General features: G+C 30.2%; 17 protein-coding genes and 3 tRNA genes. 7 read left to right on the top strand and 13 right to left on the bottom strand.

Translation table 11 applies throughout. From position 1 onward, the window contains the following. Positions 1-3 precede the first annotated feature (3 nt). The 10 genes from ACH5TW_RS01970 to ACH5TW_RS01925 all read right to left on the bottom strand — a co-directional run bounded on the left by ACH5TW_RS01970 (position 4) and on the right by ACH5TW_RS01925 (position 13,775). Complete coding sequence (locus ACH5TW_RS01970; RefSeq protein WP_439334796.1) at positions 4-651, bottom strand: hypothetical protein; 648 nt, start codon at positions 649-651, stop codon at positions 4-6. A 1-nt stretch (position 652) separates the two neighbouring features. Beyond that, a complete protein-coding gene (locus ACH5TW_RS01965; RefSeq protein WP_439334795.1) occupies positions 653-2,992 on the bottom strand; it encodes an ATP-binding protein in 2,340 nt (779 codons plus the stop codon). Between the two features lie 2 nt (positions 2,993-2,994). After that, on the bottom strand, positions 2,995-3,213 hold the full coding sequence (locus tag ACH5TW_RS01960; RefSeq protein WP_439334794.1) for a helix-turn-helix domain-containing protein: 219 nt from the start codon (positions 3,211-3,213) through the stop codon (positions 2,995-2,997). Between the two features lie 305 nt (positions 3,214-3,518). After that, complete coding sequence (locus tag ACH5TW_RS01955) at positions 3,519-3,950, bottom strand: hypothetical protein (RefSeq protein ID WP_439334793.1); 432 nt, start codon at positions 3,948-3,950, stop codon at positions 3,519-3,521. A gap of 102 nt (positions 3,951-4,052) precedes the next feature. Then, positions 4,053-4,796, bottom strand: coding sequence for a hypothetical protein (locus ACH5TW_RS01950; RefSeq protein ID WP_439334792.1), 744 nt, complete (start codon positions 4,794-4,796; stop codon positions 4,053-4,055). Positions 4,797-4,951: 155 nt separating this feature from the next. Continuing rightward, entirely contained in the window at positions 4,952-6,175 is a 1,224-nt protein-coding gene (locus ACH5TW_RS01945; protein ID WP_439334791.1) for an ATP-binding cassette domain-containing protein, read from the bottom strand. A gap of 102 nt (positions 6,176-6,277) precedes the next feature. Then, a complete protein-coding gene (locus ACH5TW_RS01940) occupies positions 6,278-7,138 on the bottom strand; it encodes an N-acetylglucosamine kinase (RefSeq protein WP_439334790.1) in 861 nt (286 codons plus the stop codon). Positions 7,139-7,214: 76 nt separating this feature from the next. Continuing rightward, positions 7,215-8,219 carry a type I glyceraldehyde-3-phosphate dehydrogenase gene (gene gap, locus ACH5TW_RS01935; RefSeq protein ID WP_439334789.1) on the bottom strand — a complete coding sequence of 335 codons (1,005 nt, stop codon included), beginning with the start codon at positions 8,217-8,219 and terminating at the stop codon, positions 7,215-7,217. 17 nt (positions 8,220-8,236) lie between these two features. Then, positions 8,237-9,223 carry a 6-phosphofructokinase gene (gene pfkA / locus ACH5TW_RS01930; protein WP_439334788.1) on the bottom strand — a complete coding sequence of 329 codons (987 nt, stop codon included), beginning with the start codon at positions 9,221-9,223 and terminating at the stop codon, positions 8,237-8,239. A gap of 157 nt (positions 9,224-9,380) precedes the next feature. Further along, the gene (locus tag ACH5TW_RS01925; RefSeq protein ID WP_439334787.1) at positions 9,381-13,775 is read right to left on the bottom strand and encodes a translocation/assembly module TamB domain-containing protein; all 4,395 of its coding nucleotides are present in this window, start codon (positions 13,773-13,775) and stop codon (positions 9,381-9,383) included. 251 nt (positions 13,776-14,026) lie between these two features. Between ACH5TW_RS01925 and tsaD the strand changes: the two genes are divergently transcribed. From tsaD to ACH5TW_RS01890, 7 genes are all read left to right on the top strand, one after another. Then, positions 14,027-15,049 (top strand): tRNA (adenosine(37)-N6)-threonylcarbamoyltransferase complex transferase subunit TsaD, encoded by a 1,023-nt coding sequence (tsaD, locus tag ACH5TW_RS01920; RefSeq protein ID WP_439334786.1) that lies wholly within the window; start codon positions 14,027-14,029, stop codon positions 15,047-15,049. Between the two features lie 104 nt (positions 15,050-15,153). Then, complete coding sequence (locus ACH5TW_RS01915; RefSeq protein ID WP_439334785.1) at positions 15,154-15,792, top strand: peptidylprolyl isomerase; 639 nt, start codon at positions 15,154-15,156, stop codon at positions 15,790-15,792. Continuing rightward, entirely contained in the window at positions 15,792-16,496 is a 705-nt protein-coding gene (locus tag ACH5TW_RS01910; protein WP_439334784.1) for a 16S rRNA (uracil(1498)-N(3))-methyltransferase, read from the top strand. Before ACH5TW_RS01915 ends, ACH5TW_RS01910 begins: the two co-directional genes overlap by 1 nt. Positions 16,497-16,503: 7 nt before the next feature. Further along, positions 16,504-17,145, top strand: coding sequence for a DUF4159 domain-containing protein (locus ACH5TW_RS01905; protein ID WP_439334783.1), 642 nt, complete (start codon positions 16,504-16,506; stop codon positions 17,143-17,145). Between the two features lie 227 nt (positions 17,146-17,372). Then, positions 17,373-17,873: a TrmH family RNA methyltransferase gene (locus ACH5TW_RS01900; protein WP_439334782.1), complete on the top strand. Its 501-nt coding sequence runs from the start codon at positions 17,373-17,375 to the stop codon at positions 17,871-17,873. 32 nt (positions 17,874-17,905) lie between these two features. After that, positions 17,906-18,994, top strand: a complete 1,089-nt coding sequence (locus ACH5TW_RS01895; RefSeq protein WP_439334781.1) for an AI-2E family transporter — start codon at positions 17,906-17,908, stop codon at positions 18,992-18,994. Positions 18,995-19,000: 6 nt separating this feature from the next. Continuing rightward, the gene (locus ACH5TW_RS01890) at positions 19,001-20,179 is read left to right on the top strand and encodes a THUMP-like domain-containing protein (RefSeq protein ID WP_439334780.1); all 1,179 of its coding nucleotides are present in this window, start codon (positions 19,001-19,003) and stop codon (positions 20,177-20,179) included. A gap of 46 nt (positions 20,180-20,225) precedes the next feature. Here the strand turns inward: ACH5TW_RS01890 and ACH5TW_RS01885 are convergent. The 3 genes from ACH5TW_RS01885 to ACH5TW_RS01875 form a co-directional block, all read right to left on the bottom strand. Next, positions 20,226-20,299: transfer RNA gene (locus ACH5TW_RS01885), tRNA-Arg, on the bottom strand. A 29-nt stretch (positions 20,300-20,328) separates the two neighbouring features. Further along, positions 20,329-20,403: transfer RNA gene (locus tag ACH5TW_RS01880), tRNA-Pro, on the bottom strand. 22 nt (positions 20,404-20,425) lie between these two features. Then, a tRNA-Ser gene (locus ACH5TW_RS01875) sits at positions 20,426-20,514 on the bottom strand. Between the last annotated feature and the right edge of the window lie 101 nt (positions 20,515-20,615).

Genomic DNA, 20,615 nt, shown 5'->3' with positions numbered 1-20,615 from the left:
ATCTTAATCTAATTTTTTTAGAAGCTCTTCAGTCTGCTTAATTATTAAATCTAATCTTTCATTGGTACCTTCACTAAAATATTTTTGAGGTAATGCATCATATCCTGATAGAGATTTTGATAATTTGTTATTTAATTCAATATATCTATTTTCTTTATCTCCTAATTTTTCTCCTTTCTCTAATAAAGATTCTAAAGCTTTTAATTCATTTATATCTTCTTGAATTTTATTTTGATGAATTTCAATCTCATATATCAAATCTTCAACGAATTTCTTTTTTTCAACTTTGTTATCTGGATTTAAAAAAGAATGTATTTCTGCCTTATCAACAATAAATCTTGGGTTAATTTTTTTGCTCTCTTTTTTCGCATTTAAAACATTTTGTGTCAGTACAAAAGCAGGAAATTCACCGAATTTTTCTAATAATTCATTAAAAAAATAATCACCATTGAATTCAAACCCTTTATTGTGGTCTTTTAATTTATAATCAATAGATAGAACATCAATTTTCTCAGATTTAATAATATCAATAAGGTCTTCTATTGATCTTGCATATTCAATCTTAACAATATTAAATACATCTTCAAATGCAGCTTCAATAGTATCTATTTGTTCTATTTCTTCATCAAGTATTCCTAATGTATATTTCATATTAATTAATTTTTTTAAACCAAAACGTGATTTCAAAACCTTTAGAAGGTCGAGACAATAGAACTTTACCTTTATTACTATCAATTGCTGATTTTACTAGCCACATCCCAAGTCCTGTTCCAATTTGATTCCCTAAATCATCTGTTTTAGAAGTTTCAAAAGGTTTGAAAATATCGTTGATTTTAGTGTAGTCTTTGACTATTCCAGGACCATTATCGGTATATTGAACTTTGATGTTTTTACTTTCGATTTCTAGTTTAATTGATATTTTCCTTTCACCTTTAACGCCATTTCTTTGAAAGGCTTCTATAGAGTTGGTTATTAAATTATCGAAAATTGTATCTAAATCTAATTCTGAAATATTAGTTGTGAATGAATCTTTATTACTTTGGTCATAATCATAAGAAAATGAAATATCCCTTTCCTTAAATAGATTACTATTCCAGTCCTTATTAAAGTTTGAGAAATAATCAATAAGGTTTATTTTTTTGTTTTTTCTTCTGTCTTTCTTCGTTAAACCAATTGCAAATTCAATCCACTGTTTAAGTTTTTGGTCTTGTCTATATAGTTTTTCAATTTCATCGCTCAACTTTTTTCCTTCTTCTTTACTATTTAAATCTTCCTCATTAATCACTTTATGTAATTTTCGCTTCAGAAGAAAAATTCTAGAAGTGAGGTTGTTTTTTATACCGTGGAATTCGTGCGAAAAACTTGCTATCATTATTCCTGCCGATGCCATTGCTCTTGAGGTTGCTAACTCATCTTCTTTTTCCGAAAGTTTTTTATCCCTAGCTTTTACGCCTTGTTTTAGTTTTTTGTTTTTAGACTTTGTATCTTCCTGTGACTCGTTTTCATCATTATCTTCATTAGCAATGTTTCCGCTTTCATCAATAATTTCCTCCTCTTTATTTATCTCAGAATTTAGTTTATCCAGATTAAAACCTACTGTACTTCTGTCATCTTCTTGTACTTTTATTAAACCCAGTAAAAGGTTTTTAAAAAATTCAAATGTTGCACTTTCTTGAATACCTTCTCGGTTTGATTTGTCCTCTAAATGAGGATTGTCTATTCTTGAAAATTTTACTACTCCAGCTACTTGGTTAGGCCTCACTCTACTTCCTTTTCTCGAAAATGCAGCTGGGTTTTGTCCATATCTTTCACCCAGCATTAACCAATCATATGCTTGAGTATTAATTTCTCCATAAGGCCTGATTCTAAAATCATCTCTATATAATTTTATGCCTCCAAACTTCTCAATCCATTTACCACGATTTCCTAAAAATTCCTTGTAATAGAATTTCTCTCTATCTTTTGTAGTAAAACTGTTTTTAAGGAAATAAAAAGTAAATTCAAAATCTCCAATGTTATCAAAAATTCCTTTTTCATTAGTTACACCTTTAATTATTTCATTAAAAGTTCGTTCAATTTCAAACTCTTCATTTTTAAAGGTTTCTTTATCAAAAGGAAACTCTTGCATATCTTCATAATTGAAGAGTTCTTTAGGTATCAAGTTATAATCAAATTCATTTCTGTGAATTTGAATTTTAATATTGAACTTTTCGTTTTTTTTGTATTTAGCTGTTAACTTATAATCATAATCTCTAAACTCTTCATTTTCAACTAATCCATATTTATTTGGTTCCTCATTACTTAATAGCCATATTTTAATTTTATTTAAGCCTTCCGGTGGATTTAATAGTTCAAGAGTTTGAAAAACCTTTGAAATGTTTGAATCAGACCAATCGTCTCTTAAATTTTTTATAAATATTGCTGTACCATTAATAATAGGCTTTTTACTATTGATTTCTTCAAGTATTGAAATAACTTTTTTATTGGTGATATTCCTCTTTAATTGACTAAAATAATTTGAATCTTCAATATTATTTATTTGTGCAAACACTTCATTAATCTTGACATTTCTACCGTCTTTGTCCTTTCTCTCAAATTTATTCCAATCAACATCCCATTTAAAGCCAAAGTTGTTTTTAGTTTTAGGGAAAGTTATCATTGAACAAGTTTCACCAAGACGGTCTAAAGCGAATCTCCCAATACCTTTTGCTCCTGATTTTATTCTTCCTGATTTTGTGACAGCATTGTATAATTTATCATCTGTTCCAATGGTCATCCATTGCTCTGAAATGATTTTATCGTCCATTCCATCACCAGTATCAATTATAAGAATTGTACTGTTAGTTTTGTCTAGAAAGATTATTGAGTTTTCAGAATCTGCATCATAACAGTTTTTGACAAGTTCAATTAATGCTCCTTCTGCATTAGCAACATTTTCACGTCCAATTAATCTTGCTGTTCTTGCCGAAACTGTGAAAGGTATATCCGCCATCGTTAATGATTCTCTAATTTTAAGTGCTTACAAACTTCCTCTAATACTTCAACAGGTTCAATGTCAATTGCCAATGCAATTAAATAAAGTTCTTCAGCTGTTAGACGAGTAGATTTTTTTAAACTTAATTCGCTTAGACGTGAAGCACTAATTCCTGTTCTTCTGGATATTTCAGCTTTATTAACTGATTTTTTGTCCAAGAGTTTTCCTATTTCTGTCATCTTTAGAAATGTTTGACACAAATATATAAAAATAGGATGATTATTTAGATTTTCGGGATATTCAATTCATTCGGATGCGGTGGAAAAAGGCAAGCTCTTTTTATTTTGTGAGGCACGAGCAAAATGAAATGTGCTTGACTGTGTGGTTGGCTTTTCAGAGCTTGTGTACAACGGGTTTGTGTATGATTAGTTGCGGGAAAGGACGCAGTCATTTTCCGCCGTAACCGAAAGATAATTAATAAGATTGAATTTCCGAGAGGAAATTCAGCCGCAATTAATTATACACGTTGTTACCTGCTGGCTTTTTAAGTCAGTTTTATTTCAATCGTTTTGTTTTCAAGGTCAATTTCAATCCATTCCGAATCCGATTCCAATTCGGGAATTGTTTCGGTCAAATCCAATCCTTTTGCGTATTTGCTCAACGCTTTTTGTCCGAAATATATGGTCGCTTTAAATTCAGTTTGTCCCGTTTTTCCAATCCACGATTTTGTTTCTATTTTCCGTTTATCATTCACGTATTTTTTAGTCAACTGATTTTCTGTCGGAAACCAAGAAACTCCATCGCACCAAAATCCCTTTAATTCAGGGTCAGTCGATTTTTCCAATTCGTGACAAATTCGGTATTCTAATCGAGTGCAGAATTCCTCATTAAATGGCGTTTTGATATTTTGTTCTGCGTTTGTCATTTCAGCTTGCAGGTAACGTGTTTGTGTATGGTTAGTTGCGTGGTTAAGCAACTAATTTAGTAAACAAAAACGGACGCGAAAAAATTCCGAAGGAATTTTCCAAATAATCACTTGCCAAAGCAATTAATTATACACGGTGTTGTACGTAGGCTTTTAATAATACTCGTATGTGAATTCGTCTGAAGTTCCGTTTAAGTAATTTCTTTGCTCACTTATAGGATAATCATATGTATTGTATTCAAACGATGATTCATATGAGTATTCTGTTTCGATATTATTTTGAGAATCCCATCTATTAAAAATTGTTGTATTTCCTAAATTATCAGCTCTAAAGAAATCTAATATTTCATTTTTCCTGTATTGGTTTTTGTCATCTCTTATCCACTCTTCTGTAAAAACTATTTCATTATTAGAATCAAAATTTATTGATTCCATACTACAATTATCATCAAAATATTGGAATGTATTTGTAGAAGTCAATACATCGTTGTTGTTGTAAAAACCGATACTAACGAAACCACAATTATTGTCAGAAAAAGTATGTATTCTATAATTTGTCAGTTCATTGTTAGAATTATATCTATCTCTTCTAAATGTGCTTTCAGAAATTGCATAATACTTTCTTATTTGAGTCAGTTCTCCAGAGGAATTGTAACTATTAATAGATATAGTATTTCCTGAATATTCTAAGGTTTCAGTTCTCCATAATTCACCAGAGTCATAATATTCTCTAGATGATACTAATTCATTTTGGTATAAGTATTTACTAGAGATAAGACCGTTTTTATTGATTTGCTTTAGAAACAACTGGTTTGGATTTGAGTTTTGAGTAGAATCGTCGTTATTGGAACAACTTAAAACAACTATTGATAAAAATATTAAAAAGGTTTTTTTCATATTGGTTTTTTTTAGCTTACGTACAACTTGTTATATAATTACTTTTATTGATCATATCCCGCAAATAAGTTAGGATATGGTAAGGGTTTTGTTGCTGTTATACTGTAAAGATAAAACTTTATAACAAACCACGTATTTTATTACAAAATAAAATATTAAACAGTTATTAACTTTCCAACAGAACCAGTTTCTTCTGGTACCAATTCATATATAAAATCTGGTTTAAGAAGCTTTTCTTCGTTTCGGTGCGATACATATAAAATGGCTGTAGTGCTTTCTGTTGCTATTTTATTGACTAACTCTGCGAATATTTCGGCATCGGCATCATCAAGTCCGTTAGTAGGTTCATCTAAAATAAGTAAAGGCGGTTGCTTTACCATAGCTCTAGCAATTAATACCAGACGTTTATGTCCATCAGATAAAAATTGAAAACTCTTATCTTTTATATGGTACATATTTAAAATACGCAACCATTGATGTGCTATTAGAATTTGTCTGTCCGACGGAAATTTATAAAGTCCAATAGAATCAAGGAACCCTGAAATTATCATATTTTCAATAGAATCTGAACGCATAAAACCTCGTAGCATTTCAGAAGAAAAATAACCTATGTTTCTTTTAATTTCCCAAACACTTTCGCCACTCCCCTTTTGCATCCCAAACAATACCATATCTTGCAAAAAACCCTTTGGGTTGTCGCCAGTTATAAGTGTTATCAAGGTACTTTTTCCCGATCCGTTAGGACCAATTAATTGCCAAAATTCTCCTTGTTTAATGTTCCAATAAATATTATTAACAATAATGTGTTCACCATATTTTACTGTAACATTATTAAGTTTTACTAAGGTATCTAAGTTGGTATCAATAGGATTGTATGGCGGTGGTAAATCTTCAATAAAGATTTTTGTTTCTAAAGGTTTTTCAACCTTGTTAAGCGTTTCTAATTTACCTGCTTGCCATTTGTATATAGCATCTATAAATGGTAATAAATCGCGTTTCCTGTTGGTAATTTGTATAATTAAAACGTTTCGACTTAAATTTTCTAAAGTCTTTTGAATGATTTGTTGTGCTTCTACATCCAGGCTATCAAAAACATTATCAACTATTATGTATTCTGGATTTTGAGCAATTATATGGTTTAATAAGGCTTTTTTACGTTCGCCTTGAGACGAATTTTTTAAACTATTTTTAGTTTGCGTGGTTACATCAAAATGACCGTAACGTGTTTCGTTTAAAATAAATTTATTTAAAGCTATTTCTGAAAACAGTGCGCCTTTTAAATTTGACAAATCACTTACTAAAGCTTGTTTTTGAATGCTTTCAAGAAGCTTTTTTTTATCGTCGTTATTAGAAATGTAAATGGCTGTATGAGTATTCAAAAATTTAATCTTTTAATTGAATTTCAAATTTACAAAACAAAAAAACCTTTAAACATATTTCATGCTTAAAGGTTTTACTATTGTATGGTTTATAAATTTAAACTATAAATCTTTTGTGTGATAAGCAACTAAGCCTTCAATAGGTCTGCGTTCAAAATTTCCAACTGTAAAGCCCATTTCTTCTGCAACTTCTTTTATTTCGTCTTGAGCAAAATACGCAATAGAACCAGCAAAGTGCACAGGTGCTGTTTTTAATTCTTCTTTATATTGAAAAATCATAGAGTTTGCAAACAAACGAATTCCTTTTTTAATAAGCTCAATAGTATACGGTGAATCTTTATGTAAAAACATAAATTCGGCAAAATTTGCTAAATAAGCATTAGGATTAGGTTGTTTATATAAGTTATACTTTATATAGTCCGATTCCATATTAAACTTACTACCAAAAGCTATTTTTACATCTTCTGGCATATGATTAAAGTAGTAATCTCTAATAAGTTGCTTACCATAATAATTACCTGAAGCATCATCCATAAGTGTATAGCCTAAAGAGTTTACGCGTTGATGTACCATTTCACCATCATAATAACTACAATTAGAGCCTGTACCTAAAATACAAACAACAGCAGCTTCTTTAGGATGATTAATAGTTGAATATACAGCAGCCAACGTATCTTCGTTAACTTCTACATGTGCATTAGCAAATATATCTTGTAATACGCCTTTTAAAAGTTCATTAGGATTTTCTGTACCACAACCTGCTCCATAAAAAAAGACGTGTGTAACTTCTTTTCTATGACTCTTTAAATGCTTGTTGCTCTTAATTATTTTATAGAGTTTCTTTTCAGATAAAATGGCAGGGTTAAGCCCTTTTGTACGCATTTTTTCTAATAACTGGTTTCCATTATTATCTACGGCAATCCAATCGGATTTTGTTGAGCCACTATCAACAATTAAAATCATAAGCTTGAAAATAAAAAAACTCCACAAAATATACACCTTAGCGTATATTTTTGTGGAGTCTTAAATTAATAATATATTAAAGTGATCCGATATGTTGAGCTAAATCAACTAATTTAGTTGAGTAACCAAACTCATTATCATACCAAGAAACTAATTTTACAAAACCATCATTTAATGACATACTTGCGTTAGCATCAAAAGTACTTGTTTTAGGCTCAGACACGAAATCTTGAGATACAACACCTTCTTCAGTATATCCTAAAACACCAGCTAATTCTCCTTCAGAAGCATCTTTTAAAGCAGCTTTAATTTCAGCCCAAGGAGCTGGTTTTTCTAAACGACATGTTAAATCTACAACAGATACATCAACAGTAGGAATTCTGAAAGCCATACCAGTTAATTTTCCGTTTAATTCAGGAATTACTTTTCCAACAGCTTTAGCTGCTCCAGTTGAAGCAGGTACAATGTTGTTTAAAGAAGCACGACCTAATCTGTAATCTTTTCTTGATGGTCCATCAACTGTAAATTGTGTTGCTGTAGCTGCGTGAACAGTTGTCATTAAACCTTCAGCAATTCCAAATTTATCGTTAATTACTTTAGCTAATGGCGCTAAACAGTTAGTAGTACAAGATGCGTTTGATACAATAGTATCAGCAGCAGTAATATCTTTATGATTCACTCCCATTACAAACATTGGAGCGTCTGCAGATGGTGCAGAAATTGCAACTTTTTTGGCTCCAGCAGTAATGTGTTTTTGAGCTCCTTCTAAATTTGTAAAGATACCTGTACAATCTAAAACTACATCAGCTCCAACAGCATCCCATTTTAAATCTTCAGGGTTACGCTCTGCAGTAATTCTAATTTCGTTTCCGTTTACTACTAAGTTTCCATTATTTGTAGAAATTGTTCCATCAAATTGTCCGTGAACAGAATCGTATTTTAATAAATAAGCTAAATGTTCTACATCTAACAAATCGTTAATTCCTACTACTTCAATATCATTTGATCTTGAAGCTGCTACTCTAAAAGCAATTCTACCTATTCTACCAAATCCGTTAATTCCAATTTTTAATTTTGACATATTCTTGTTTATAAATGTTAAGTGCTCATGATATCTGAGACACGCAATAATTCTAAGTTTATCTTTGTTTTTCCTTTGATAGCATTATCTAAAGGTGTTAATTCCATTTTGTTATTTATAAGTCCAACCATATAAGTGGTTTTTCCTTCTAATAAAGACTCTACAGCTTTTACGCCCATTCTACTAGCTAAAACACGGTCAAAGCATGAAGGTGCACCTCCACGTTGCATGTGCCCAAGTACAGATACTCTAACATCATAGCCTTCCATGTTTTCATCAACATATTCTTTTAGCTCAAAAATATTCTTACCTATTTTATCGCCTTCAGCAACAACTACGATACTAGATGATTTCCCTGAAGTTCTACTCCTATTTAAAGAATCTACAAGTCTATCTAAACCTAAATCTTCTTCAGGAATTAGAATTTCTTCAGCTCCACCGGCAATACCAACATTAAGCGCAATATGACCTACATCGCGCCCCATAACCTCTATAAAGAATAATCTGTTGTGTGAACTTGCAGTATCACGAATTTTATCTATAGCATCAACTACGGTATTTAAAGCAGTATCAAAACCAAGTGTATGAGAGGTTCCTACAATATCATTATCAATAGTACCTGGAATTCCCATTACAGGAAAATCAAATTCTTGATTAAAAATCATGGCTCCTGTAAATGTTCCGTCACCACCAATAACTACCAATCCATCAATTTCTGCTGCTACTAGTTTTTCAAATGCTTGTTGTCTTCCTTCTTTGGTTCTAAAAGCTTTGGATCGAGCCGATTTTAGAATAGTACCTCCTTTATTGATAATACCTCTTACGCTACGGGCATCCATAACTTTAAAATCGCCTTCCATTAAGCCTTCATAACCTCTGTAAACAGCAACACATTCAACTTCATGATATGCACATGCTCTAACTACAGATCTTATGGCTGCATTCATTCCTGGAGAATCACCTCCAGATGTTAAAACAGCAAGTTTTTTTATTGTTCTTGGCATTAAATTCTAATATTTTAACGTAAAATTACTAAACAAAAACTATAAAACGATAGCATTTACAATATTTTAATATGACAAGCTAAACTATAACGTTTTAGTTAATAAAAAAAATGAATTGTTGAAATATTAATATAAAATCTATACTTAAAATAACAATTTATTTATCTGAAACTGCCTTTGTAGTTACAAAATCAGGGAATGCACTTTCACTTTCTTCAATTGGTTTATCTTGAATAACTTCCTCTTTTTTAGGCTTTTTAAAAAACCTTTGAAGTAATTCTTTAAACGTATCAAAATCAACATTATAAGAAAGTCCTACACCTTGCGTATAGCCTATAGCCTCTCCAAAGTTTCTGATACTATTTTCTCTATTGAAGACTTTTGCCGTTAAAGTCCCTTCTTCGTTTAATAAAAAATCTATTTCAACATCACCTGCAACTACGGTTTCACTAGCTCCGCCAACAGGAACACCTACTTTACCGTTTATAATAACACGATCGCTTATCTGGGTTTGCAAGGTTACACCAACTCTATCGTCAGTTTGATAATCTGGCCTGTTTTGTCCTGCTTCGTAATTTAAACCTACATTAAATTTTCCATCACTATTTGAAAAAATACCATTTAAAATACCATTAAGACGTTCTGTAATGGTTCCTGAAACATTGATTTCTGCTGATCCTCTTGGTTGAAATGCACCTCCGGATGCTAAAAAAAATAGTGCCTGATTTCCTCTTTCATCTTCAGACTCTAAACGATATTGAAGCTCTGACTTTATAGTTGAGTTTACATTAGGAAACTCAAAACTAAACTTTGGTTCTGGTTGTTCTAACTCACCAGTTAAAGCAATATTTAATTCCACAGGAATACTTCTATTAATTGGATTTTCAAGCAACGGAGATGGATTAGCCTGAGTTTTATAAATAGCTAACATGTCTATTTTTGCTTTTAAAGGATCTCCTTCCCAAGCAATAGTACCACCCGGTTGTACTATGAATTCTTTTTGTACCAAACCACCATAAGCGAAATTATAAACCCCTTCAAAAACAGAGAAATCTCCCCACATATTAAATTTACCGGTCGTATTTATTTCTACTAAAAGTCCTCCAACTCCTCGACCTTTTAAAGAATGTCCTGTGTTTTTATCAATAATAATTTCAACTTCAGCATCTTGCGTTACATCTAAATCAAAATCTAATTCTAAGCCCCTTATATCATTTATTATAAAATCTGAGCCTCTTTTTCTAGCTAACTTTTGCTCCTTAGTAAGGAAGTTTATAAATGTATTATCTCCAAAAGATTCAGCATCATTTAAAGGTATTTTAAATACTGTTCCTTTTTTTGTTTCACCAGCTACACTAATTACAAGTTGATCTGTTGGTCCATATATACTGGCTCTACCACCAATAAAACCTGTACCATAATACAAAGCATCTTCTGCATCTTTGGTGTCTAAAACTAACAACCTTGGTGTTGTTAAATCTAGGCCTAAACTCCAGTTAGAAAAATTAACATGACTTAATGCGCCTTTTAATTCTCCCTTTGTTTTGTGCTTTGTATCTGTTAACTGTATTTTATTAAATATGAAACTTTGATTTTTAAGTGTTACTGAGGCTTTATCTGCAAAATCGTAATCTACATTTAAATATGGAATTCCTAATCCTGATTTATTTAAAATAAGATTACCATTAATATCTGGATGATTAAGGTTTCCTATTACTTTTGCTTTTCCTGTAACAATTCCCCTAATATTAGATAATACATCTTCTAACAAGGGATTTAAAGGAAATAAATTAAAATCATCAAATTCTAAATCGACATCAATACTCGCTTTTTTTCCAATAATACTTATATCTCCTTTAGCAGAAAAAGACTTTAAAACATCGTCTTTTATATGAGCATCTACGTTATAAGTGGTTAATGTTTTATTTCCAGTTATAGTAGCATCAAATGAACCCAAAGGAAATTCATTTACCATGAAGTCATCAATAACAATCGTGGAGTTAGGTAAATAACTCCCGTTTTTCTGTAATATATCTAACTTACCATTTACGTTTCCTGCTAAGGCTAAACTATCTATATCTGGTGTTATATTAGCGAGATCTACATTATTAAAATTAAGCTTTAAATCTTTTTGAGTAGAATCTTTTACAAAGCCAGAAAGCTTAATTTCTTCGTTGTTATGGTTTATTTTAAAACCATCAATTTTGAATGAATTTAATGCTTTATCAAATGATATTTTATTAAATCGATCTTTATCTTCATTTATGTACCATTTATTGTCTTTTAGAGTAACATCTGATTTTTTAAAACCAATTACCGATTCATTTTCCAGATTAATAGTATGGTAAAAACTTAAATTAAAACTATCATTATTACGTTTCCCACCTTTAAATTCAGATCTCATAAACAAGGTGTCGTTTACAGTTACGTTTATTAAATTAAATTTAGAAACATTATAATATTTAGTATTTAAACTATCAACTTCTACATAGGTGTTAAAAAGAGGATTACTATTATCTACCTGAAGTTCAATATTATTAGCAAAATTATTTGCTACTTTAATTTCGGGAGATTTAAATGTAAGTCTAAACTTTTTCTCGTCGCTTTCTACTCTACCACGAATAAACGTATTTTTTCCTAACTGAATTTCTGGATAAATAACTTCAATAATTTTATTATAAATTTTGAAATTAAAATCGATACTTTGATTGGTTTCAACTTTATGAGGCACATAATTTGTATAAATATGCCCAAGAGAATTTTCGAAAAGTTTTTTTAAATCTTTAAAACGAAAACGGCCTTTTAAATCACCTTCAATAATATCTGGAGAGTTAATTTCGATAAATCTTAAATCTTCTGTAAATCTTGAAGAAATATCAAATTCATTAAAATAATAGGTATCGTTTTCATTTTTATAAGATGTATTTCTAAATGATATTTTACCAAAAGCGTCATCATAACTACTGGCATTCATATTCATTTTTACAGTACTTTTAAAAATAGAAACACTGTCTTTTTTAACAAAATTTAGCACATTTAAATTAGCATAATCAACTTTAGCTTCAAAATCATATTTATTTACTTCTTCAGAAAAATCTACCAAACCAGTAAAGTTTAACCTTAAGTTTCTATCATTTGCTATTAAATTACCATCAAATATATTGTTCCGAACATTTCCAGCCACCTTAACACCTGTATAATTATAATTATTATACACAATTTCAAACACATCACCTTTAACTTGTGTATTTACATTTTCTGCTAAAAAACCATTACCTTTTACATCAAAATTTAAAGACGCCAACCCTACATTTGGTTCATTTAAAAAAGTACCAAAATCGAATTTTTCAAATATAACTGTCCCCTTATATTTCGCATTATCAATATCATTTATTTTATCAATTTCTAAATCAGAATCAACAAAACCTAAATCGGTATCTATTTCAATATTAGCAATAACTTTTGATGATGTTACTTGTGAATTCCCAACAATGGTAAACCGTCCCAATCTATCAAACGACGTTGGAATAGCTTCTCCTAAAACATTTGGTAATAGCGATTTTAAATCATTATATGTAGAGGTTAAATTGCTAAAATCGCCATTCATATAAAAATTATTTTCTTCTTTGTTAAATAAGTTTTTAAAAAGAATATCACCATAAATCTTGGTATTTCTACTTGTATTTAACTTTAAATTCTTTACACCTAAATCGTTTAAAGTACCAGATAAATTAGCACTAAAATTGGCCTTTTGATTTGCTCCAAACTCATTATAAAAAGTGTTTAGTTCGTCCAGTTGCACACTAGAATCTTTAAAATTGGCATCCACTAAAACCTTATCTGTAAAAAATTGTAAATCTTCACGCTTATAAGTAAACTTTAAATCGCCATTTAAAACCGATTTTGGTGTTTTTATATCAAGATTATCAAACGTCATACCACTAGGTGTATATGAAAAATTAGTCATTAAATTTTTCATAACCAATCCCCTACTGTCTTTAAAAGCCAAAGTATTAATACGGGTACTTACATCGCTACCATTAATTAAAAAATTAGTAGCATTAATATTTAAATTTGTAAATTCTAATAGTTTTACTGTCTCTCGATTTTCATCATACATTCTAAATACACCATTATAAATAGAAACATCGCTAGATGATAATAAGAAACTACTTTTTCCTGTTCTAGGGTTATCATCTTCAAACCGGTTAACAAAAACATCTAAATTTGTGTCTTTTGAACCTTTGTAAGTTTTTATGTTAAAAACTAAATCGAAAATATCAATATCTCCAAAGGTTAATTTACCATTCATTAAATTAGGAACATTAATAATCGAAGTGTTTAATTCAGCAATATTTATAAGCGTATCTTTTTTATAATCTTCAACATAAATGCTTTTTAACTCTACATCTCCATTAAATTGTAAGCTAACCCTATCTATGTTTATATTGGTTTTAAAATCATCATTAATTCGTTTTGTAACATAATTACCAATACCTGTTTGAACAAATGGTATAGACAGTACTAACACCAAAATGATGAAAAGCAGCAATAAAATGCCGATTATTTTTGATATTATTTTAAAGATTTTTTTGATACTTCCTAAAATTATAATTTTACTAAGAAAACCATCCGTTTTCTTAAGTTTTGACTGATTTAAAACTTAAATCTAACCGAAACTACTTAAACTATTTATATTTCATTACAAAAATAAATGAGTAGTTTTGTATTTACGATAATCTATTACTGTATAGATGTTCTATCGTTTTCAAAATTAACAATTATTATGCCTAATTTTCATTAATGGCTTCACAAAATATTTATATACTAGGAATTGAGTCCTCATGCGACGATACAGCAGCTTCTGTAATACATAACGGTAAAATTTTAAGCAATGTTGTTGCTAATCAAAAAATACACGAAGAATATGGTGGTGTTGTACCAGAACTTGCTTCTAGAGCGCATCAACAAAACATTGTTCCTGTAGTTCATCAAGCACTAAAAAAAGCTAACATCGCAAAAGAACAGTTAAATGCTATTGCATTTACAAGAGGCCCTGGGTTAATGGGATCGTTATTAGTTGGAACATCTTTTGCAAAATCTTTGGCTTACGGATTAAACATTCCTTTAATAGATGTCAACCACATGCAAGGACATATTTTGGCACACTTTATAGATGAAGAAGGTTTTAAAAAACCACCGTTTCCGTTTTTAGCGATGACTATTTCTGGTGGACACACACAAATAGTTAAAGTTGAAAATTATTTTGACATGACCGTTATTGGCGAAACTATTGATGATGCTGTTGGTGAAGCTTTTGATAAAAGCGGAAAAATTCTAGGTTTAGGCTATCCTGCAGGACCTGAAATTGATAGACGTGCCAAATTAGGAAATCCAAAAGCTTATCAATTTACCAAGCCTAAAGTAGATGGTTTGAATTTTAGCTTTTCTGGATTAAAAACAGCGATTCTTTATTTTATTCAACGTGAAGTAAAAGCAAATCCTAATTTTATTGTAGAGAACTTAAATAATATTTGTGCCTCTATTCAATATACCATTATTGGAATTTTAATTGATAAATTAAAACTTGCCACAAAACAAACAGGGATTAATCATATTGCTATTGGCGGTGGTGTTTCGGCTAATACTGGTATAAGACAAGCTTTAAAAGATGGTGAACACAAATTTGGATGGACAACCTATGTACCTAAATTTGAATTCACTACTGATAATGCTGCTATGATAGCCATTGTTGGTTATTTAAAGTATTTAGAAAACGATTTTGCTGAACAAGGTGTAATGGCTTCTGCTAGGTTGAAAATTTAATATCATCCTAAGTTATAAACAACACTTTCTTAAAAACTTATTTTTCTATAACCTTCATATTTCAGTAATACCGTTAAATTTGAAGCTGAATTTAAAACCTACTTATGTCTAAACAATTACTTCTTTTATTATTTATTTGCTTCTCTCCTATTTTAAAAGCTCAAAATGCTACGGAGATAGAATTAGAAACCATTGAAACTGCAGCACAAATTGAAAGCTATTTAGAAACAAAAAAATCTAAGAAAAATAAATTAATTACTTTTAATGAAGAAAAACATAAAACACAACTAGCAAAAGCACTTTTTAAAATGCATGTTGGTAGTACTAAAGTAAATGAAAACGAATTTGAAAAAACGCTTTACAAAGTAGTAAGCAAAACCAAAAAAATATATTACAGAGTGTCCTGTATTTATTTAGATGGCACCAAATATAGTCTTGAAAAAATAATAAATTTAAGAGATATCATAATTAAAAAATATAAAAACGGTGCTTCTTTTAATTTCTTAGCAAAACAGTATTCAATGGATCACAATGCTAATAAAGGTGGAGATTTAGGCTGGTTTTTAAAAGAAAGTATACATCCCGAATTTGGAGAAAAAGTAATAGGTATCGAGCATGAAATAAATGATATTTTTACGATTGACATCCCTTCTAAAAACTGGTATTACGTTGTTTTAAAGACATATGAACCCAAAGAAATATCTGAAATTGAAGTATTAAAAATTGTTGAACCTATAAAATAATGCAGCTTTTTTACAATCCAAATATAACCGACACTACCACACAATTCACTTTTGATAAAGAAGAAAGTAGACATATTGTAAAAGTATTACGCAAAAGCACTGGAGACACTTTACATATTACAAACGGACAAGGTTGGTTGTTTAATGCCAAAGTTACCATACCAGATATAAAAAAATGTATGGTTACTATTGTTTCTAAAACATTACAACCTAAACGCGATTATAGTTTACACCTAGCCGTAGCGCCCACAAAAATGAACGATCGCTACGAATGGTTTTTAGAAAAAGCTACCGAAATTGGTATTGATAGCATTACGCCTATAATTTGCGATCATAGCGAACGTAAAATTATCAAAACAGAACGTTTTGAAAAAATTTTACAATCGGCAACAAAACAATCTTTAAACTGTTACATGCCAAAACTTAACACCGCTATTTCGTTTAAAGACTTTATTAAACAAGATTTTAATAGCGATTTATTTATTGCGCATTGCGAAGAAACCGATAAAAAATCTTTAAAAAACGAACTAAACCCTAAAACAGACATCACTATTTTAATTGGACCCGAAGGTGATTTTTCAACTAAAGAAATTGAATTAGCACTTCAAAACAATTTTATTCCTGTAACTTTGGGAAACACTAGATTACGTACAGAAACTGCTGCAATTGTAGCTTGCCATAGCGTAGCATTTATAAACGAATAACCATAATATGAAAGCATATTGCATTTTTATATTTTCACTCTTACCTTTAAGCATATTTTCTCAAGAAATAGCACTTTTAAAATATCCTGGTGGTGGCGATTGGTATGCAAATCCAACGGCATTAAAAAATTTAATTAGCTTTTGTAACGACCATATTGACACTAAAATAAGCTCAAAACCAGAAACCGTAGAAACAGGAAGTAGCGATATTTTTCAATATCCTTTTATCCATATGACAGGGCATGGTAATGTGTTTTTTAGCGAAACAGATGCAGAAAACCTTCGTAATTATTTAATCTCAGGTGGTTTTTTACATATTGATGATAATTATGGTTTAAAACCTTATATAACTAAAGGATTAAAAAAAGTATTTCCGAATAAAGATTTAGTAGAATTACCAGCAACTCATCCCATTTTCAACATAGCTTATAAATTCCCTAATGGGTTACCAAAAATTCATGAGCATGATGGCAAACGTCCACAAGCTTTTGGTATTTTTAATGAAGATAGACTGGTGTTACTATTTACTTTTGAAAGTGATTTAGGTGATGGATGGGAAGACCCCGAAGTACATAACGACTCTAATGATGTGAGAGAAAAAGCACTTAAAATGGGCGCTAATATTATTAAATATGTTTTTGAAAATTAAATATTAGCCACGAATTCACGAATATATATGAAAGAATTATTAATCGTTTTAGTTGAATATTTTTTTCATGTAGATACTGACGAAGAAATTACACTCAAATTATTAGCTGTAATAATCTTAAAAATTATAGTTTTCATATTAGTTCTGAGTTTTATTCTTTGGCTCCTCTTAAAAGGAAATTAATCTCAAAAAAATGTTAGCTAATACTGAAAACCGATCTACTAAACATGCAACTCACCCACTACAACACTAATTTTAAATCAAAAAAATTCCCAATAACACTTGTTTGCGATAATGTAACTAACCCCCCTAATATTGGTAGTTTATTTAGAATTTCTGATGCTTTTGGTATTGAAAAATTAATACTTTGTGGTGAACAAATAACCATTGGACGAAAAATAACAAAAACCTCTAGGTCAACTGAAAAAGTAGTTGATTATAACATCTGTGAATCAGCTTCAAAAGTTATTCAAGATTTAAAAAAAGATGATTATCAAATCATTTCATTAGAAATAACAAGTGAAAGCAGTCCTATACATACATGCGAGTTTTCAACAGAAAAACCAATTGTATTGGTTATTGGTGATGAAAATTTTGGTGTATCGGAAAGCATTTTAAAAATGTCTAATGCTGTTATTCATATTAATATGTTTGGACAAAACAGCAGCATGAATGTGGTTCAAGCCACCAACATTGCTTTATATGAAATGACAAAACAACTTATTTAGCCTCGTTGCATACAAATTATTATATTTACTAAATGAATTCTAAATCCATTTCAAACGGTATTCTAAGAGCTGTCGGCATTATTTTGGGCATTGCCTTAGTATTGTTCTTTTTATACCAAATACAGTCGGTCATAGGCTATATTGCTATTGCTGCTGTTATTTCTTTAATTGGTAGACCCATTGTTCTTTTTTTAGAAAGAAAACTAAAATTTAAAAACACCATCGCTGTTATTGTTACAATGGTAGTTTTGCTAGGTGTTTTTGTTGGTTTAGTTGGCTTATTTATTCCTTTAGTAGTTAAACAAGGTCAGAATTTATCTCTTTTAAATATTAATGAATTACAAGGAAATATTGAGAATTTATATATTGAAATTATTGAATATTTTAATATTCATCAAATAGATATTGAGCAGTCTTTAAAAGAATCAAACTTTCTATCTAAAATAGATTACTCTTTAATTCCAGACTTTTTAAATTCCATTATTAGCGGACTTGGAAGCTTTAGTATTGGGTTATTTTCGGTGCTTTTTATTTCCTTTTTCTTTTTAAAAGATAGCAGACTTTTTGAAAGTGGCATCATGACTTTTATACCAGACAATAAAGAATCGCGTTGGAAAAAATCATCAGAAAAAATTAAAGATTTATTATCAAGATACTTTGTTGGGTTAATTTTTCAAATACTTATCCTTTTCATTATTTATACTATTGGCTTACTCATTATAGGCGTAGAAAATGCTATAGTTATTGCCTTTTTATGTGCATTGCTAAATCTAGTTCCTTATGTTGGTCCGTTAATTGGCGCTTTTTTAATGCTTACACTTACCATGACCAGCAACCTTGGCGAAAGTTTTAGCGATATTATTTTACCCAAAACGTTATGGGTGTTTGTGGTGTTTATAATTGGGCAATTGGTTGATAATTTTGGTAGCCAACCCATTATATTTTCTAAAAGCGTAAAGTCGCATCCGTTAGAAATTTTTCTAGTTATTTTAATAACAGGAATTTTATTTGGTATTATTGGACTTATTCTTGCCATACCAGCCTATACTGCTATAAAAGTTATTTTAAAGGAGTTTTTATCTGAAAATAAAATTGTTCAAAAACTCACTAAAGACTTATAGGTCCACTTGAATACATTAATTTTAAATACTGAAATACAAGAGTTTATAAATAAAAACTTAAACTCAGATATTTCATCATTATTATTAAAAGGCACTAATTTCTCTTCGGTTGAAACCAAAGCTATTATTGAACAAATTGAAGCTAAAAAACGTTGCGAAAAGAAGTTGTCAACTTGGTTTCATTGTAAAAGCATATACTATCCTAACAAATTAAATATTGAGCAAACATCTTCTGAAATTTCAGCTAAATACAAATCTGAATTAATTCAAGGCGATTCTATAATAGACTTAACAGGAGGTTTTGGAGTCGATTGTTTTTTCTTTTCAAAACGCTTTAAAACAGTAGAACATTGCGAAATCAATGAAAGCCTTTCTAATATTGTTAATCATAATTACAAACAGTTAGAAGTTAAAAATATTACAACCATTCATGCTGATGGTATTGCGTATTTAAAAACCACTAGCAAGAATTTTGATTGGATTTATATTGATCCATCTAGACGACATGACAGCAAAGGAAAAGTGTTCTTTTTAAATGATTGCTTGCCTAATGTTCCGCAACATTTAGAATTACTTTTTATGCACTCTAAAAACATCTTAATTAAAACATCTCCCCTACTCGATTTATCGGTTGGCATTAATGAATTAAAACATGTTAAAACCATTCATATTGTTGCTATAAACAATGACGTAAAAGAATTACTTTGGATTTTAGAAGATGGCTTTGAAGGAGAAATTTCGATTGAAACTGTAAACATTAAAAAAGATAAAAATGATCTTTTTAATTTTTCGTTAGAAAATGAAAAATTAATAGACTCTGAATACAATAAACCACTAGCCTATTTATACGAACCTAATAGCGCTATTTTAAAAGCTGGTGGGTTTCATTCTATATCAAATAAGTTAAACCTTTTTAAACTTCATAAGCATTCTCATTTATATACTAGTGAAATAGAAATAAATTTCCCTGGAAGAGCTTTTAAAATTGAAAACATTATAGATTACAATAAAAAAGCACTTAAAAAACTTAACATAACCAAAGCGAACATTACAACAAGAAACTTCCCTGAAACAGTTCAAGAAATTCGTAAAAAATTCAATATTAAAGATGGTGGTGATTCTTTTATATTTTTTACCACCAATGTTGATAATGAAAAGATTGTTATTGTTACTTCAAAATTTTAACCTTATAAAAACAAAAAAGCCTCACTATAAATAGTGAAGCTTTAAGTGAGCCCTGAAGGATTCGAACCTTCGACCGCCTCCTTAGAAGGGAGGTGCTCTATCCAGCTGAGCTAAGAGCCCGTAGTTTTTATGTTTCTACGAAAACAGTGTCGGGGTGGCAGGATTCGAACCTGCGACCTCCGCGTCCCAAACGCGGCGCGATAACCGGGCTACGCTACACCCCGAATTGGTTATCTTATTTTTTTGCGGAGAGACAGGGATTCGAACCCTGGGTAAGTGTTTCCACCTACGACGATTTAGCAAACCGCTCCTTTCGGCCACTCAGGCACCTCTCCGTTAATTTTTAATGAACTATGCACTTTGTCTCAAATGCGGATGCAAATGTAACTTTTACTCCTGTATGACACAAACATTTTTTTTACTTTTTTTACTTTTT

It is taken from the genome of Thalassobellus sediminis (assembly GCF_044386045.1).
Taxonomy (GTDB): domain Bacteria; phylum Bacteroidota; class Bacteroidia; order Flavobacteriales; family Flavobacteriaceae; genus Thalassobellus; species Thalassobellus sediminis.
This window is presented reverse-complemented; position numbering and strand designations above follow the sequence as displayed.